The sequence below is a fragment of the Eubacterium segne genome (genome assembly GCF_014287775.1).
In the GTDB taxonomy this organism is placed as follows: domain Bacteria; phylum Bacillota; class Clostridia; order Lachnospirales; family Lachnospiraceae; genus Eubacterium_G; species Eubacterium_G segne.
Genome location: NZ_JACOOZ010000007.1, coordinates 21,782 through 39,417, shown reverse-complemented (window position 1 = coordinate 39,417; position 17,636 = coordinate 21,782). Strand labels below are relative to the sequence as shown.

The following is a 17,636-nucleotide window of genomic DNA, read 5'->3' as shown; positions in this document are numbered from 1 at the left end:
CGCAAAGCGCAACAAGGAGGATTTATGAACGACAGATATAACAGTCCATTATCAGAGAGATATGCAAGTAAAGAAATGCAGTACATTTTTTCACCTGACATGAAATTTAAAACATGGAGAAAATTATGGATTGCCCTTGCAGAATCAGAGATGGAGTTAGGTCTCAACATTACTCAGGAACAAATTGACGAGTTAAAGGAACATGCAGAAGACATTAATTACGATGTTGCAAAAGAAAGAGAAAAAATCGTACGTCACGATGTAATGTCACATGTGTATGCATATGGTGTGCAGTGTCCTAAAGCTAAGGGAATTATTCACCTTGGTGCAACCTCATGTTATGTTGGGGACAATACAGACATTATTGTAATGACTGAAGCCCTTAAACTTGTTAGAAAGAAACTTATAAATGTAATTAATGAATTAGCTAAGTTTGCTGATAAATATAAATCACAGCCTACACTTGCCTTTACACATTTTCAGCCGGCACAGCCTACAACAGTTGGTAAAAGAGCAACATTATGGCTTATGGAATTAAAGCTTGATTTAGATGATTTAGATTATGTATTAGATGGAATGATGCTTTTAGGAAGTAAGGGAACAACAGGAACACAGGCAAGTTTCCTTGAACTTTTTGAGGGTGACCATGAAAAGATTAAAGAATTAGAAAAGAAAATTGCAAAGAAAATGGGATTTGAGAAGTGCTTCCCTGTATCAGGACAGACATATTCAAGAAAAATGGATACAAGAGTTCTTAATATATTAGCAGGTATTGCAGCAAGTGCTCACAAGTTCTCAAATGATATCAGATTATTACAGCACTTAAAGGAAATTGAGGAACCTTTTGAAAAAAATCAGATTGGTTCATCAGCTATGGCTTATAAGAGAAATCCAATGAGAAGCGAGAGAATTGCTTCATTGGCTAACTATGTAATGGTTACAGCATTAAATCCTGCCATTACATCAGCTACACAGTGGTTTGAGAGAACATTAGATGACTCAGCTAACAAGAGACTTAGTGTTCCGGAATCATTCCTTGCAATTGATGGAATTTTAGATTTGTACTTAAACGTTGTAGATGGATTGGTTGTTTATGATAAGGTTATTGAAAAGAGACTTATGAGTGAACTTCCGTTTATGGCAACAGAAAATATTATGATGGATGCAGTTAAGGCAGGAGGAGACAGACAGGAACTTCACGAGAAAATCCGTGAACTTTCAATGGAGGCAGGAGCTAACGTTAAGCAGAAGGGGCTTGATAACAACCTCCTTGAACTTATTGCTAATGATGAAGCTTTCAACATGTCATTAGAAGACCTTCAGAAAACCATGAATCCAAGTAAGTATGTGGGACGTTCACCAGAACAGGTAGACGAATTCCTTGCCAGTGAAATAAATCCTATTTTAGAGGCAAACAAAGACATACTTGGAATGAGCGCGGAAATAAACGTGTAAATCCAAAGGTTGAAATAAAATAACTTTTCCAGCTCGCTGAGAAAAGTTATTTTATTAACAACCTTCAAACACATAAGGATGAAAAAATTTTCGCAAGAAAATTTTGAAAATCCGCATGTGTGCAGAATTGCGCAAGTTGCGAAGCAACGAAGCAATTCGTGGATTTACACGATATGTAAAAAACAGAGTGTGTGCAGAATTGCGCAAGTTGCGAAGCAACGAAGCAATTCGTGGATTTACACGATATGTAAAAGACAGAGTGTGTGCAGAATTGTGCAAGTTGCGAAGCAACGAAGCAATTCGTGGATTTACACGATATGCAGAATATAAAATGAAAGAGAGGAAACAAAATGAAACCTATTAAAGAAGGAAAAGTTAGGGAAATTTACGACAATGGTGACAGCCTTATTATGGTTGCAACTGACAGAATCAGCTGTTTTGATGTAATTCTTAAAAATGTAATTGAAAAGAAGGGAACAGTTCTTACACAGATGTCAAAATTCTGGTTTGACATGACAGAAGATATTGTACCTAATCATATGATTTCAGTTGATGTAAATGATATGCCTGAATTTTTCAGACAGCCTAAGTTTGATGGAAACAGCATGATGTGCAAGAAACTTCAGATGCTTCCAATAGAGTGTATTGTCCGCGGATATATTACAGGTAGTGGTTGGGCAAGTTATCAGGAAAATGGAACAGTTTGTGGAATTAAACTTCCTGAGGGATTAAAGGAATCAGATAAATTGCCTGAGCCGATTTACACACCATCAACAAAAGCAGAAATTGGTGATCATGATGAAAATATTTCATACGAAAAAAGTATTGAAGTATTAGAAAAGGAATTCCCTGGTAAAGGTGAGGAATATGCTTCAAAAATCAGAGATTACACAATTGCTCTCTATAAGAAATGTGCAGATTACGCATTAGAGCGTGGTATTATTATAGCAGATACAAAGTTTGAATTTGGCTTGGATGAAAATGGAAACATTGTTATTGGTGATGAAATGCTTACACCTGACAGTTCACGTTTCTGGCCGGCAGATGTATATGAACCGGGACATGGACAGCCTTCATTTGATAAGCAGTTTGCAAGAGACTGGCTTAAGGCAAACAAGGATAACAATTGGACACTTCCAAAAGAAGTTGAAGACAAAACAATTGCAATTTATCTCGAAGGATATGAGAAAATTACAGGAAAGAAGCTTTAATATTATCTTTACGTAATATAAACAGAAGAGTGCAGTTAGCGTTGACATATAGTTGTTAGCACTATCTGTACTTTTTGTATCTTTACGAACAGTTTAATTATTAAAAATAAACACTTTTAATAATTAAACAAATGTGGTAAAATTAATGACATATGTGTTAAAAGAGCGATTGATTTTATGCATTATGTATGAAATTAGAAGCTAAGCACAAAATTTAAAAGAGGAGAAACTAGTAAAATGTTTAAGAAATTTTTAGCAGTTGCTTTGTCAGCAACTATGGCATTAAGTTTTGTAGGATGTGGTTCTTCAAAGGACTCAAAGGGAATTGCCACAGATTACGGAACAATCTCATTGGCAGATTATAAGGGATTGGTAGTATATGAGGATGATATAGCCGTAACAGATAAAGAAGTGCAGTCATCTATAGATTCGGATTTATCAAGTCATTCAACTACTAAGACTGAAAAGAAGGGAACAGTTAAAGATGACTCATCTGTTGTATTCGATTTTGAGGGACAGATAGAAGTAAACGGAAAGAAAGTTGTATTTGATGGTGGTAGTGCACAGGATCAGACAGCTGATATGGCTACATCAACAGTAGGCGGAAGCACAATGATTGATGGTTTCGTTGCAGCATTAAAGGGTCATAAGGTTGGAGACAAGTTTACAAAGAAACTTAAATTCCCATCAAATTATGGCAAAACAACTCAGATTGATGGAAAAAATGTTGATTTATCAGGAAAAGATGTTTGGTTTACATTTACTGTAAAATCACTTCAGAAAAAAGTAAAGCCTGAACTTAATGATAAGTTTGTAAAAGAAAATTACAGCACAGAGAAGCTTACAACGGTTTCAGAATACAAGGATTACTTAAAGAAGAATTTAAGAAACAACAAGATTATGAACGGCGTTTGGGAATCATATGTTGATAAGTGTAAGGTAACTAAATACAATGACAAATCAATTACTGAATATGAATCATTATTTGAATCATTTATCCAGTCAAATTACAACACAGACTTAAAGTCATATAAGGAAGCATGTAGCATGTCAGACAAAGATTGGGATGATGATGTTAAGAAAGCTATGAAGGCTAAGATGATTCCATTTGCAATCCTTAAAAAAGAGGGTGTAGACTTTGACAAGATTTACGATGAAAAGACAAAAGAACTTGCAAAGCAGTATTCTACGGAGGTTGAGTCATTAGAAGCACAGTATGATTCATACTATGGTGCAAGTTACGGTACAGACAGCTTAAAGTATGTGGTAGCTATGCAGCAGATTATTGATATTATTGCTGATAATGTTAAGGTAGAAAAGGGTTCAGCACCTACTACAGAGCCGGCTTCAACACAAGCAGCTACAACAGCAGAGGCAACAACAGCTGAAGAAACAACAGCAAAATAATTAAAAAATCAGGATAGATACTTTTAATCATATGTAAATTTGTTATTTAATAAACAGTTTGGTTAATTTTTTAACAATAATGCGGTTTAGTGATGACAAACAAAAAAATGATGATATAATTGTGGCTATGATGTAGCAAGGGAGTTATAAGTTTTTTATAGCTCCCTTTTTTTCTGCATCAAAATATAAGCCAGGAGGAAGAATCATGAGAAAACACAGAAGATTTACGAGAATGTTTGGGGCGTTAGCACTTTCATTGGCATTGGCAACTACATCAATTCCGGCGTTAGATATTAATTCTAATCATGTATACGGAACTGAAAAGGTTGAAACACCAAGTGAAGTGGCAAAGTTGGAAAATATGTTTACAACCATTGATTTAATGGATGCGACCATAAGTGAACTGACACAGGCAATGGAAAAGGGACAGGTTACATCTAAGGAATTAGTGGAAATGTATATTGACCGAATTAATGCATATGATAAGCAATTAGAACTTAATTCAATAATATCCATAAATCCTGATGCGGTAGCTCAGGCAGAAGAGTTAGATAAGGAAAGAGCAAAAGGAAACATAAAGGGTAAATTACATGGAATCCCAATTATAGTAAAAGATAATTATGATGTTGGAGGATTACCTACAACCGCAGGGTGTAAGGCTTTAATGAACTCCATTGCACCGGATGATGCATTTGTAGTTAAAAAGTTAAAGGACGCAGGGGCAATTATTTTGGCAAAGGCAAATATGTCAGAATTTGCATCAAGTGGAAGAAACTCAAGAAGTACAATAGGCGGTGCGGTACATAATCCATATGATACAACAAGAACTCCGGCCGGTTCATCAGGTGGTACCGGTGTGGCAATAACTTCAAACTTTGCTGCAGCAGGTCTTGGAACAGACACCGGTTCATCAGTAAGAGCACCGTCTACCATGAATAACCTTTTTGGTTTAAGAGTGTCTTTAGGACTTACATCAAGAGATGGAATAGTTCCATTAAGTCTTGATAATGATATTGCAGGACCGCTATGCAGAAGTGCACAGGATTTGGCACTTATGTTAAGCGTAATGGCAGGAACCGATAGCAATGATTCATGGACTAAAGATTCAGACAGCATGATACCGGCAGATGGTTATACATCATATCTAAAGGCAGATGGACTTAAAGGAAAGAAAATAGGATACCTTCAGAATTCATTTGGATATTATTATAACAACAAAGGTGAGGCAGTGGAAAATCCAAAAGAAACAGCAACATGCATGAAAAAGATAGTAGAAAGAGCTAAAAGTAATTTGAAGAAGGGCGGAGCAGAATTAGTCGATATGTCAGAAATTCTTCCTGATTCATTAATAACGTCTCTTCGTTCTAATACAGGAGTAGGAAACGTATTTGAATGGGATTTAAATAATTACTTTGCTTCATTAGGAGAAAATGCACCAATTAAATCAGTGTATGATTTAGTAACAAATTACACTTATGGTGTGGATTATACTAATGTATATGTAAGAAATCCTGCAACTTCACTAGCAGAAATGACTAATCCAAGGTCATTAGAAAGTTACACAAATGCAGTTACAAACAGGCTTAAGTTTAGAAATGAAGTAAATAAAATACTTAAAGACAATGGCATTGATGCAGTTATGTTTGTGCCTTATACACAGCCTGCTAATAAAGAGGCTGATTCACAGAATGCAAGTTATGCAAACTCTGCAAATTATACAAGTCATTTCGGACCAACAGCAGGATTACCGGAAATGGCTATTCCAATGGGATTATGTGATACAGATGAAACTTTGGGATATGACAAAGAGATGCCCATGGGCTTTAATCTCTTTACAAGCTATGGCAACGAAAAAGAGTTAATAGAGATAGCTTACGGTTATCAGGAAACATCAGGATATGATAACATAAGAACAGCACCTTATACTACACCGGCATTAGAGGATAAAGACCTGGATAAATATTTAGATAACCTTATGGAAAAGGTTGATACAATAAATTATGATAATTACACTGTTTATCCACAGGGTAAAATTCAGGTAATGATTAATAAGTATGCTAAGGCAGCAGATGTAGATGAAAGTGATGTGTATGCAACTTACAGCGCGGCATATGATTTGGCAAAAGCATATGATAAGGTAATGGATGTTTTAGATGAAAATGTTAAAACAGTGAAGGTGGTTAAGGCACCAGGTAAGGGAAAAATCACAAAGATTACAAGAGCTAAAAACAACAAGAGTGTTAAACTCAGTCTTAAAAAGCTTTCAGGAGCAAAAGGATATGAGGTAAAATACTCTACAGGAACAAAGTTTAGCAAAAAAACTACTAAGACCATTTACACTGCTAAAACAACTTTTAACATTAAGAATCTGAAAAAGAATAAGAAGTATTATGTTAAGGTGAGAGCATATGTTAAAAACGGCACTTCTAAAAAATACGGGGCATGGTCAGCTGTTAAAACAATAAAAATAAAGAAATAGAAAACTTAAAAATTAGAATTTAAAAATACAAAAGGAACCCATGTCAGCTTATGACTGATATGGGTTCTACTTTATTCTTCCGTTATAGGTGGTATAAAGTTTTCAATTGCATTACGAAGTTTGGGGTGGCGGATAACAAAATGAATTAATCTACAGTTTTAATGGTAATGCAAATTATGCCGGTGCAACATTTGATGACGGAAATGGTGGGAAGGCTAATACAGGTAGCATTAAAATAAAAATTAATGAAGAAAAATCACAATTTACCAAAGTGGTAAGACCTGGTATAGCGAAAGTAAAAAAAGCCATAAAGAAGAAATCTTCATCAAAAATCAAAATAAGTCTTAAGAAAGTGAAAAAAGCCAAGGGATATTATGTACAGATTTCTAAATCTAAGAAGTTTAAAAAAGTTCTTGTAAAGAAATATGTAAAGAAAGTATCCTTTACAATTAAGGGCAAAAAACTTAAGAACAAAAAGAAACTTTACGTTAGGGCAAAGTCTTATGTACTTAAAGGAAAGATAAAGATTTATTCAAAGAAGTGGTCAAAAGTGAAGAAGGTTAAAATCAGGAGATAAATTTCATAATAGAAAGTATTGTATAATATTTTTAAAATATGATAATATATATAACAGATTTGAAGGAGGAAAGTCAGATACTAAATCAATTAAGGTGGACAAGATGAACATAAACATTCAGCAGTTAGAGGGATTAGAGATAAGCAAGTACATTATATTTGACATAAGAGATAACATTGCCTATATGCATGGATACATACCGGGAGCACTTAATGTAAAGCCGGAAGATGTGGAAGAAGAGGCGAAAAAGTACAGGGATAAAAAAATTATTATCTGCTGCAAAATGGGACAAATCAGCGAAGAAGTGGCAGAAAATCTTTGTCAGAAGGGCTACAATGCATACAATTTAGAAGGCGGATATCAGGCGTGGCTTCTTGAAAGGCTGAATAAAGACACTGTGGCAGGAGACATAGAAAAAAGTATTCAGAAGAAGTTTAGAAAAAAGATTTGGAGCAAATTTACAAAGGCAATAAATCAATATCAGCTGGTACTGCCGGGAGATAAGATTGCAGTGTGTATTTCCGGAGGAAAAGATTCAATGCTTATGGCAAAGCTTTTTCAGGAATTAAAAAGATACAGTAAATTTGATTTTGACGTGGAATACCTGGTTATGGATCCGGGATATAGTCCTGCCAACAGGAAGATAATTGAAGGTAATGCAAAAAAATTAAATATTCCTGTTACAATATTTGAATCAGATATATTTGAGTCAGTGTTTAACATAGAAAAATCACCTTGCTATATATGTGCAAGAATGCGTAGAGGTCATCTTTACAATAAGGCAAAGGAATTAGGCTGTAACAAAATTGCATTGGGACACCATTACGATGATGTAATTGAAACAATACTTATGGGTATGCTTTACGGTTCACAGGTGCAGACTATGATGCCGAAACTTCATAGTACCAATTTTGAAGGAATGGAGCTTATAAGACCTTTGTATTTAGTGAGGGAGGATGACATAAAAGCATGGCGTGATTACAATGACCTTCATTTTATTCAGTGTGCATGCAAGTTTACAGATACCTGCACCACGTGTAATAACGGAGAAAATACATCAAAACGTTTAGAAATAAAGCAGCTTATTAAGACCATGAAAGAAACCAATCCATATGTGGAGGGGAATATTTTTAAGAGCGTTGAAAATGTAAATCTTGATACGGTAATCGCATACAAAAGCAAAGGAGTTAAGCACAACTTCTTAGACAACTATTAAAATATGGGAAGTAATTAGTGAAAATAATTGGCCAATTACTTCCTTTTTTTGTTGCATAAAATACCTTATTGTGATAAATTTATCTCCGGATAGTATTCAGAAAAGAAACTATACCGATATAATTATTTTTTCACTATAAACTAGTGAGCGCAGCTCATATCTTTTAGAATGAGACTCATTGTCCCGAAATTAATTATGTTAAGGAGGGATGCCCATGAAATTTGGATTTATAGGAGCAGGGAAAGTCGGATTTTCCCTGGGAAAATACTTAGCTGACAATGAAATGGAAGTAGTCGGCTATTATAGTGAGTTTAAGGAAGACGCCTTAGAAGCGTCAAAATTTACAAAGTCATCAGTTTATAAAAATATTGAGGATTTAGTAAGAGATAGTGATGTCTTGTTTTTGACGGTTCCTGACGGAGCAATTGAGAAGGTCTGGAATCAGGTAAAGAAAACAGGTATTAGTGGAAAAGTTGTGTGCCATTGTAGTGGCGCTTTATCATCAAAAGTCTTTTCGGATATATCGGAACTGGGAGGTTTCGGTTATTCTATCCATCCGCTCTTTGCAGTAAGTGACAGATACAATTCATACAAGGAGCTTTCCAACAGTTATTTTACAATAGAAGGTTCACCGGGAAAAATAGGTGAAATAAGACAGATATTTGAAAAAATGGGAAATAAGATATGCATTATTTCTGCAAAGGATAAGGTTAAGTATCATGCGGCAGCAGCAATAGCAAGCAACCTTGTGGTAGGTCTTATTGATTTAAGTGAAAAACTGCTGATGGAATGCGGATTTGAAAGAGACGAGGCAGGAGATGCCTTAGCACCTATAGTGTGGGGCAATATAAAACACATATTAAATAATGGTGTGGTAGAAGCACTTACAGGCCCTATAGAGCGTGGAGATGCGGATACCATTAAAAAGCATTTAGCGACAATTAGTGGAAATGACAGGGAAACATATATTGCAGTGTCCCGTCAGGTGTTAGAGGTTGCCAAAAGAAAAAATAAGGATAGAGATTATAGTAAAATAGAGGAGATTTTGAAATGAAGAATACAGTAAATACACTTTTACAGCAGAAAAAAGATGGAAACAAAATAACAATGCTTACATGTTATGATTATTCAACAGCCAAGTTAATGGAAGAAGTAGGGGTAAACACTATTTTAGTGGGAGACTCATTGGGAAATACAATGCTTGGCTATGAAGATACCATACAGGTTACAATGGAGGATATGATTCACCACAGCGCAGCAGTATCAAGAGGTCTTAAGAATACTTTATTAGTTTGTGATATGCCATTTATGTCCTATCAGACATCAGTTTATGATGCAGTGGTAAATGCAGGCAGACTTATGAAGGAAGGACACGCTAACATGGTTAAATTAGAAGGTGGCGTGGAGGTTGTACCACAGATAGAAGCAATAGTTAAGGCTTCAATTCCTGTTTGCGCCCACATTGGACTTACACCTCAGTCAATTAATGCATTTGGCGGTTTTAAGGTACAGGGAAAAACGGAAGCTGCTGCAAGAAAATTAATTGAAGATGCAAAGGCGGTACAGGCAGCAGGAGCTACCATGGTTGTTCTTGAAGCAGTTCCAGCCAAGTTGGCAACAAAAATTACGGAAATGCTTGATATTCCAACTATTGGAATTGGTGCCGGAAACGGATGTGACGGACAGGTATTGGTATATCAGGATATGTTGGGAATGTTTACAGACTATGTTCCAAAATTTGTAAGACAGTTTGCCAATGTAGGTGAAGTAATGAAACAGGCATTTACAGATTACATCAATGCAGTTGGTGATGGAAGCTTTCCGAAGGAAGAAAACACATACAAAATTGATGATGAGATAATTGATAAATTATATTAAGGAGATAAAAAAATGAAGGTTGTAACAACAGTTAAAGAAGTAAGAGATTATGTAAAACAGTGGAAGAAAAATGGAGAAACAGTAGGATTTGTGCCTACTATGGGATATTTACACGAGGGACACGGAAGCCTTATTACAGCTGCAAGAAACAACAATGACAGAGTTGTAGTAAGTATTTTTGTAAACCCTATGCAGTTTGGTCCCACTGAGGACTTAGAAAGTTATCCGAGAGATTTGGAAAAAGACAGTAAATATTGTGAAAGCCTTGGGGCAGATTTAATATTCCATCCGGAACCATCAGAAATGTATCACGATGACTTTAGCACATATGTAGATATGTCAGTGCTTACAGAAGAATTATGTGGACTTAGCAGACCGGTACATTTCAGAGGTGTATGTACTGTTGTAAATAAATTATTTAATATTGTACAGCCTGATCGTGCTTATTTTGGAGAAAAGGATGCTCAGCAGTTAGCCATAATTAAACATATGGTGCAGGATTTAAATATGGACATTGAAGTTATCGGATGCCCTATTGTAAGGGAAGAAGACGGTCTTGCAAAAAGCTCAAGAAACACATATCTTTCACTGGAAGAGAGAAAGGCAGCATTAATATTAAGCCAGACAGTGGAATTATGTAAGAAGCTTATTGCTGATGGAGAGACAGACGCAGATGTTGTTGTATCAAAAATGAAGGAAAACATTGAAAAGGAACCTTTGGCAAAAATTGATTACGTTAAGGCGGTAAATGGTTTAACAATGCAGCAGCAGAAGGAAATAAAGGCACCAATGCTTATTGCCATGGCAGTATATATTGGAAAAACAAGATTAATTGACAATTATATATTAGGGTAAATGAAGGAGAATATATGCAGATAAATATGTTAAAAAGTAAGATTCATAGAGCAACAGTAGTTCAGTCAGAGCTTGATTATGTAGGTAGCATAACCGTAGATGAGGCATTGATGGAAGCTGCAGGAATATATGAATACGAAAAGGTACAGATAGCCGATGTAAACAATGGCAACAGATTTGAAACTTATGTTATTGCCGGTGAGAGAAATTCAGGAATGATTTGTCTTAACGGGGCAGCAGCTCACATGGTGAATATTGGAGATAAAATCATTATTATGTGTTATGCACAAATGACACCTGAAGAAGCAAAGGAAAATAAGCCTAAGGTTGTTTTTGTTGATGATGATAATAAGATGACAAGGCTTACAAATTATGAAAAGCACGGTAAGTTGTTTGACATAATGAAGGAAGCATAGTTAATGGAGTTTTGTATGGATAAAATATTGCAGAATAAAACAGTTGTATTGGGAGTTACAGGCAGTATTGCAGCTTATAAAATAGCTAATTTAGCCAGTATGCTGGTAAAAAAAGGGGCAAAGGTTCACGTTATCATGACGAAAAATGCCACAAATTTTATTAATCCCATAACTTTTGAAACCCTTACGGGAAATAAGTGTCTTGTGGATACCTTTGACAGAAATTTTGAATTTAGCGTGGAACATGTTTCATTGGCAAAGGCGGCAGATGTATTTATGGTGGCTCCTGCCAGTGCCAATGTTATAGGCAAAATAGCAAATGGGATAGCAGATGATATGCTTACAACTACTATTATGGCAGCTAAATGCCATAAAATCATATCGCCTGCAATGAATACCAACATGTTTGAAAATCCTATTGTTCAGGACAACATATCAAAGTTAAAAAACTATGGTTACGAAGTAATAGAGCCTGATAGCGGATATCTTGCATGTGGAGATGTGGGAGCAGGGAAAATGCCTGACCCGGAGGTTTTAGAAAGTTATATTATTAAGGAAGTTGCTTTTGAAAAGGACTTAAAGGGAAAGAAGGTTTTAATTACTGCGGGTCCTACCATGGAAAAAATTGACCCTGTGAGATTTATAAGTAATCATTCCACAGGAAAGATGGGATATGCCCTGGCAAAAATTGCCATGCTTCGTGGTGCAGATGTTACCTTGGTTACAGGAAAAACATACATTAAAAAGCCTGATTTTGTAAAAATAGTTGAAGCCTACAGTGCAAAGGAAATGTTTAATGCAGTTAATGGTGAATTTGAAAATCAGGATATTGTAATTATGAGTGCAGCCGTAGCTGATTATCGGCCAAAAATAGTGGCTTTAGAAAAAATCAAAAAGCAGGATAAGGATGCTGTCATTGAGTTGCAGCGCACAGATGATATTTTAGGAACAATGTCTGCTAAAAAGACAAAACAGTTTATGTGTGGATTTTCAATGGAAACAGAAAATATGATTGAAAATTCCAAGGCAAAACTTAAAAAGAAGAATCTGGATATGATTTGTGCCAACAACTTAAAGGTATCAGGTGCCGGTTTTGGAACAGACACTAATGTAGTAACAATCATAACAGAGGATGGCGCAAAGGAACTTCCTATTGAGTCTAAGGAAAAGGTGGCATATGATATTATAAGTGAGATTGTTGGAAGGTTGTAATGGTAAGCGGATTTTTGAGGAAGATAGATTTCTGAAAAAATTATATTAGGATTTGTGGAAAGGATTTTACATGAAGAATATTGTATATAAAATGTTATCAGCCATTGTGACACTGGCGGTTCTTATAGGTTGCATAACCATTGGCACGGGAACTGTTTTTGCGGCAACTGCTCCATGGACTAAAAATGAAAATGGACAGTTTGTAAATGGAAATGGTGACATAATAAAAGGTGCAACTATGAAAGGTATTGACGTAAGTCATTACAACGGCAACATAGATTGGAAAACAGTAGCTGAAAGTGATATAGATTATGCCATTATACGATGCGGATACGGCAATGATCAGGCCAATCAGGACGATACATATTGGCAGCAAAATGTGAAAGGTTGCGAAGATAATAACATTCCATATGGTGTGTATATTTATTCCTATGCTACTACTAAAGAAATGGCATTAAGTGAGGCAAAACACGTTTTAAGACTTGTTGACGGTCATAAATTAAGCTTTCCTATATATTATGATGTGGAGGCTGATGTTCAGAAGAAGCTTACTAAGTCACAGATTACAGAATTAATAGACACTTTTTCTAAGGAAATAATGAAGCAGGGGTATGAATGTGGAGTATATTCTAATTTAGACTGGTGGACTAATAGAATAGAGAGCAAAGTGGCTACAAATCCTAATTATTTTAAGTGGGTTGCACAATATAACAATGTGGGAACAAACTTTGGTTATAATTATGAAATGTGGCAATATACGGAGTCAGGAACAGTGGCTGGTGTAAATGGAAAGTGTGATATTAATTTCTGGTTGGCACCGGTAAGAGATAGTACATACAATGCAAGAAATTATAAGCCTATAATTGAACCGACAACTGAAAAGCCAACAACTAAGCCGGCAGTTAAGGTTACTGCACCAAAAACTTCCACCATCAGCAAGCTTGCCAAAGGAAAGAAAAGTGCTAAGATAAGCATCAAAAAAGTTAAAGGAATAAAAGGATATCAGATACAATATTCCACTGTTAAATCCTTTAAGAAAAAAAATACCAAAACAAAAACAACCACAAAAAATGTTCTTACCATAAAGAAATTAAAGTCCAAAAAAGTATATTATTTTAGAGTTAAAGCCTACAAAATGGACGGAAAGAAAAAGGTATATTCAAAGAAGTGGAGTAAGGTTAAGAAGGTAAGAGTAAAATAGTGAAGCAGAAATAGGGGAAAAGTAGGAGTAAGGAAACAAAGGAAAAATAGAATGGAAAAATAGAAATCTCCGTTTTCAGGTTTTAAAACTTAGAAGCCGGAGATTTTTTGCGTAAAATCAATACCTTAATTTATTTTCATTTGAATAAACCGGGAAAATGATGAATTCGTAGAAAAATCCTGGCAAGAATCGTCTCCGTATCAGTTGAAAGAAGTGAAATGAACCGGGAAAATAATGAACTCATGAAAAAATCCTGGCAAGAATCGTCTCCGTACCGGTTGAAAGAAGTGAAATAAACCGGGAAAATGATGAATTCGTAGAAAAATCCTGGCAAGAATCGTCTCCGTATCGGCTGAAAGAAGTGAAATAAACCGGGAAAATAATGAATTCATGAGAAAATCCTGGCAAGAATCGTCTCCGTACCGGTTGAAAGAAGTGAAATAAACCGGGAAAATAATGAATTCATGAGAAAATCCTGGCAAGAATCGTCTCCGTATCAGTTGAAAGAAGTGAAATGAACCGGGAAAATAATGAATTCATGAGAAAATCCTGGCAAGAATCGTCTCCGTACCGGCTGAAAGAAGTGAAATGAACCGGGAAAATAATGAACTCATGAGAAAATCCTGGTAAGAATCGTCTCCGTACCGGTTGAAAGAAGTGAAATGAACCGGGAAAATAATGAACTCATGAGAAAATCCTGGCAAGAATCATCTCCGTATCAGTTGAAAGAAGTGAAATGAACCGGGAAAATAATGAATTCATAGAGAAGTCCCGGTATGAAGCGTCTCTTGCTGATTTACAAAAACAAAATTACAGAAATGAACAAAATATTTGCAACAAAGACATATAAAGTATGAATAACTATATTGAAATAAAGAAAGAAATAATATATAATAAATTATAATATTTAAACCATAAGTTACATACAAAGGAGAGCGATGATAAATTTAAGAGAGATTTTAATGGATGAGCTGAATAGATTGGATATATTGAAAAACAAAAGTGTAGAATTCTTAAAAAAAGCACCGGAAGGAAGCTTGTATATTACTAATAATAAGAAACAGTGTCAGTATTATTGGAGAAAAAGTAAAGAAGACAGGCATGGTGTCTATATTAAAAAGAAAAATAAAAAACTGATTTGGGATTTGGCTCAAAAAGAATATACATTAAAATTACTAACTAAAGTAGAAGAAAATAAAAAATACATTGAAAAAATTTTGAATAAGTATAATTTTGACGAAGGAGTACAGGTGTACGAAAAATTAAATCCCCTGAAACAAACCATAGTGCATCCGTATGTTTTGCCGGAAGAAGATTATGTTGAATATTGGTATGAATACCAGAAGAATGAAAAGGAAAAATTAAGCAATAAAATTGCAAAGAGATATATGATAGAAGATGAATTAGAAATTATCACAGAAAATGGCGAAAAGGTTAAATCTAAATCAGAAAAAATTCTGGCTGATAAATTTAAGTCAATGGGAATACCTTATGCATATGAGCAACCGGTTTTGCTTAATGGATACGGATATGTATTGCCGGACTTTAAAATTCTAAACAAAAAGACTAGAAAAGAGTATTACTGGGAGCATTTCGGGATGATGGATGATAGGGAGTATGCAGAAAAAACAATAAAAAAAATCGAAAATTATGAAAAAAATGGAATATTTCCGGGAAAGAATTTGATTATGACATTTGAGACAAAACAACATCCATTAAGTATGAGAATAGTTTCAGAAAATATAGAAGAGTTTCTTGTGTAAAATCAAATAAATAAAGAGCCGGGCTCTAAGGATTATAAATCGTTAAAGCCACAGCCCTAAGTTACAGAATTGATTCCTAATAGGGATTTCCATTAAAATCTTTATGAAATTCATTTGATAAAGAAGTGTCGCGTTCTACTGCGTTATTGAAATCATTAATTAAAAATACGGCATTTTTAACGGAATTTCTCAGAACTTTATATAAAAATTTTGTTTGCTGTCTGCATTTTTTGTTAATACCCGGTTTAATAACGTGACCGTTTAGTTTTTTATAATTCATAGTCATATGGAAACAGGTATCTATGAGATGTCTTTTGAAAAATCCCGGAGCTACAAAAAATCTCTTTAAAAATTTCATCCATTTAAGACTTTCTAAAATAATTTTAGAAGATAAATTTTCATAAAATGAAACCATGCTTAATGCAGTTTCCCTATTTGCAGGAATAAGGTAATCCATAGGGTAATATTGGGGGATATAATTATCCTTTGATATCATAAGATGTTCTAAGTCACCCTCTATTTCAACATGACCGCAGCCTGTTATTTCCATAAATTTATTTACATAAGGATGGCAATTGCAGTCAAGGGTAAAATGGCATATAAATCCCAAAATATAACTATATTCAGGGCTGTTTTTGCCATATTTTTTTATAACGGAAACAGCATGTTCCATAAAATCATAAACATCCTGCCTATGATGTTTAACACCAGTCTGGTTTATTTTATTAATATAAAATGCTCTGTAAAAAAACAGAAAATCCGGTCCTTGAAGTCCTATGCGGAAGGAGTCAGGAAATTTTCGTATGATATCTTTTGTGTCGCCAGATAATTTGGCAATGACTAATTTGCCAAATTTATTATGTGCATAAGTTGATGGCATAAAATCACCCCCATAAAATAACTTTACCTTAGTTTAACACATAAGGAAAGAAGATAAAACATTAAAATTTGTAGGTTGTATTTGGATAAAAACATTAAGTATGTCAGTTGCATTTTAGCAGACAATATTGTACAGTAAATAAATAGCTTTGACAGGGTAGAACATTTAGCGGAGCCTGATTAATGAAAAATTAAATGAAAATTATCAGGTTAATGAATGTATTTAACCGAATTATTTGTATGTGAAAATTCATTTTATTATATGTTACGATTGGAGAAAAAATGTCAGGAAAATTAATGTCAGATAAATTTAGAGCATTATCATTTACGGCAAAAATTCAATATACTTGGGAATTTTATAAATTAAGAATTACTATTGTGGTTCTGTCCATTGCCCTTGGGACGGCAATAATACATGGAGTGGCAACAAATAATAGAAAACCATTGTACTGTGCAGTGTTTAATGACTTAAATAACGAAAAAATAGAGGATCGTGTTAAGGAAAAGTATTCCGAGTACACAGGCTGCAAAAAAAATGATATTAAAGTGGACATGGGATATGGTTTTAAAATGTCAGATGAATACGGTTACAACCGCATTGATGCAGGCTCATCCATTAGATTTATGAGTGTTCAGTCAGCAAAAGAAATGGATGTAATTATTACTGACAGAAGCTCACTTTTATGGGTAAAAAGTGAAGGTTTTCTTGTTGGGGTAAAGGATGTGTTGCCGGAGGATTTATACAAGAAATTGGAACCATATTTTGTGTATGCCAGGTTTGAAAAAGAAACAGACAAGGATAAAAATGACGGTGTAGTATATGGACTTGATATATCTGATACTGAATTTTACAAGGGTTACAGTGATAATTACAAGGATGCAGTTATAGCTTTTCCGGAATTCTCTAAAAATAAAGAGGCGGCAGTGAAATTTGTAAAATGCGTATACGGCATAAAAGAGTAGGACACTGTGAATTAGGAAAAAACATAAAAACTACAGGTACCGGTTTTCAAATATATTGAAGACCGGTATTTTTGTATCCGGCCGGGGAATGTTTATAAATTTGAATTTCCAAATTTTTGGGCTT

Annotated in this window: 16 protein-coding genes; 15 read left to right on the top strand and 1 reads right to left on the bottom strand. The window is 34.7% G+C overall.

The window, feature by feature from the left end; translation table 11 throughout:
- Positions 1–24: 24 nt before the first annotated feature.
- The 14 genes from purB to H8S00_RS10065 all read left to right on the top strand — a co-directional run bounded on the left by purB (position 25) and on the right by H8S00_RS10065 (position 15,670).
- On the top strand, positions 25–1,455 hold the full coding sequence (gene purB, locus H8S00_RS10130) for an adenylosuccinate lyase (RefSeq protein ID WP_186840507.1): 1,431 nt from the start codon (positions 25–27) through the stop codon (positions 1,453–1,455).
- 115 nt (positions 1,456–1,570) lie between these two features.
- Entirely contained in the window at positions 1,571–1,819 is a 249-nt protein-coding gene (locus H8S00_RS10125) for a hypothetical protein (protein WP_186840506.1), read from the top strand.
- On the top strand, positions 1,806–2,666 hold the full coding sequence (locus tag H8S00_RS10120) for a phosphoribosylaminoimidazolesuccinocarboxamide synthase (protein WP_021952122.1): 861 nt from the start codon (positions 1,806–1,808) through the stop codon (positions 2,664–2,666). Before H8S00_RS10125 ends, H8S00_RS10120 begins: the two co-directional genes overlap by 14 nt.
- A 237-nt stretch (positions 2,667–2,903) precedes the next feature.
- Positions 2,904–4,073, top strand: coding sequence for an FKBP-type peptidyl-prolyl cis-trans isomerase (locus tag H8S00_RS10115; protein WP_186840505.1), 1,170 nt, complete (start codon positions 2,904–2,906; stop codon positions 4,071–4,073).
- Positions 4,074–4,278: 205 nt separating this feature from the next.
- Positions 4,279–6,552: an amidase gene (locus tag H8S00_RS10110; RefSeq protein WP_186840504.1), complete on the top strand. Its 2,274-nt coding sequence runs from the start codon at positions 4,279–4,281 to the stop codon at positions 6,550–6,552.
- A 271-nt stretch (positions 6,553–6,823) separates the two neighbouring features.
- On the top strand, positions 6,824–7,129 hold the full coding sequence (locus H8S00_RS10105) for a hypothetical protein (RefSeq protein ID WP_186840503.1): 306 nt from the start codon (positions 6,824–6,826) through the stop codon (positions 7,127–7,129).
- 103 nt (positions 7,130–7,232) lie between these two features.
- Positions 7,233–8,345 carry a PP-loop family protein gene (locus tag H8S00_RS10100; protein WP_186840502.1) on the top strand — a complete coding sequence of 371 codons (1,113 nt, stop codon included), beginning with the start codon at positions 7,233–7,235 and terminating at the stop codon, positions 8,343–8,345.
- Between the two features lie 214 nt (positions 8,346–8,559).
- The gene (locus H8S00_RS10095) at positions 8,560–9,399 is read left to right on the top strand and encodes a Rossmann-like and DUF2520 domain-containing protein (RefSeq protein WP_118589867.1); all 840 of its coding nucleotides are present in this window, start codon (positions 8,560–8,562) and stop codon (positions 9,397–9,399) included.
- Positions 9,396–10,223: a 3-methyl-2-oxobutanoate hydroxymethyltransferase gene (gene panB, locus H8S00_RS10090; protein ID WP_021952116.1), complete on the top strand. Its 828-nt coding sequence runs from the start codon at positions 9,396–9,398 to the stop codon at positions 10,221–10,223. Before H8S00_RS10095 ends, panB begins: the two co-directional genes overlap by 4 nt.
- Before the next feature lie 12 nt (positions 10,224–10,235).
- On the top strand, positions 10,236–11,078 hold the full coding sequence (panC, locus tag H8S00_RS10085) for a pantoate--beta-alanine ligase (protein ID WP_118589865.1): 843 nt from the start codon (positions 10,236–10,238) through the stop codon (positions 11,076–11,078).
- 14 nt (positions 11,079–11,092) lie between these two features.
- Positions 11,093–11,494, top strand: a complete 402-nt coding sequence (panD, locus tag H8S00_RS10080; protein WP_118589863.1) for an aspartate 1-decarboxylase — start codon at positions 11,093–11,095, stop codon at positions 11,492–11,494.
- Between the two features lie 24 nt (positions 11,495–11,518).
- The gene (gene coaBC, locus H8S00_RS10075) at positions 11,519–12,706 is read left to right on the top strand and encodes a bifunctional phosphopantothenoylcysteine decarboxylase/phosphopantothenate--cysteine ligase CoaBC (RefSeq protein ID WP_118589903.1); all 1,188 of its coding nucleotides are present in this window, start codon (positions 11,519–11,521) and stop codon (positions 12,704–12,706) included.
- 70 nt (positions 12,707–12,776) lie between these two features.
- On the top strand, positions 12,777–13,907 hold the full coding sequence (locus tag H8S00_RS10070; RefSeq protein WP_118589861.1) for a glycoside hydrolase family 25 protein: 1,131 nt from the start codon (positions 12,777–12,779) through the stop codon (positions 13,905–13,907).
- A 938-nt stretch (positions 13,908–14,845) separates the two neighbouring features.
- Complete coding sequence (locus H8S00_RS10065; protein ID WP_118590381.1) at positions 14,846–15,670, top strand: hypothetical protein; 825 nt, start codon at positions 14,846–14,848, stop codon at positions 15,668–15,670.
- Between the two features lie 76 nt (positions 15,671–15,746).
- Here H8S00_RS10065 and H8S00_RS10060 read toward each other — a convergent pair whose 3' ends face one another.
- Positions 15,747–16,550: a zinc dependent phospholipase C family protein gene (locus H8S00_RS10060; protein WP_021952111.1), complete on the bottom strand. Its 804-nt coding sequence runs from the start codon at positions 16,548–16,550 to the stop codon at positions 15,747–15,749.
- Positions 16,551–16,831: 281 nt separating this feature from the next.
- Between H8S00_RS10060 and H8S00_RS10055 the strand changes: the two genes are divergently transcribed.
- Positions 16,832–17,512 carry a hypothetical protein gene (locus H8S00_RS10055; RefSeq protein ID WP_186840501.1) on the top strand — a complete coding sequence of 227 codons (681 nt, stop codon included), beginning with the start codon at positions 16,832–16,834 and terminating at the stop codon, positions 17,510–17,512.
- The last annotated feature ends 124 nt before the right edge of the window (positions 17,513–17,636 follow it).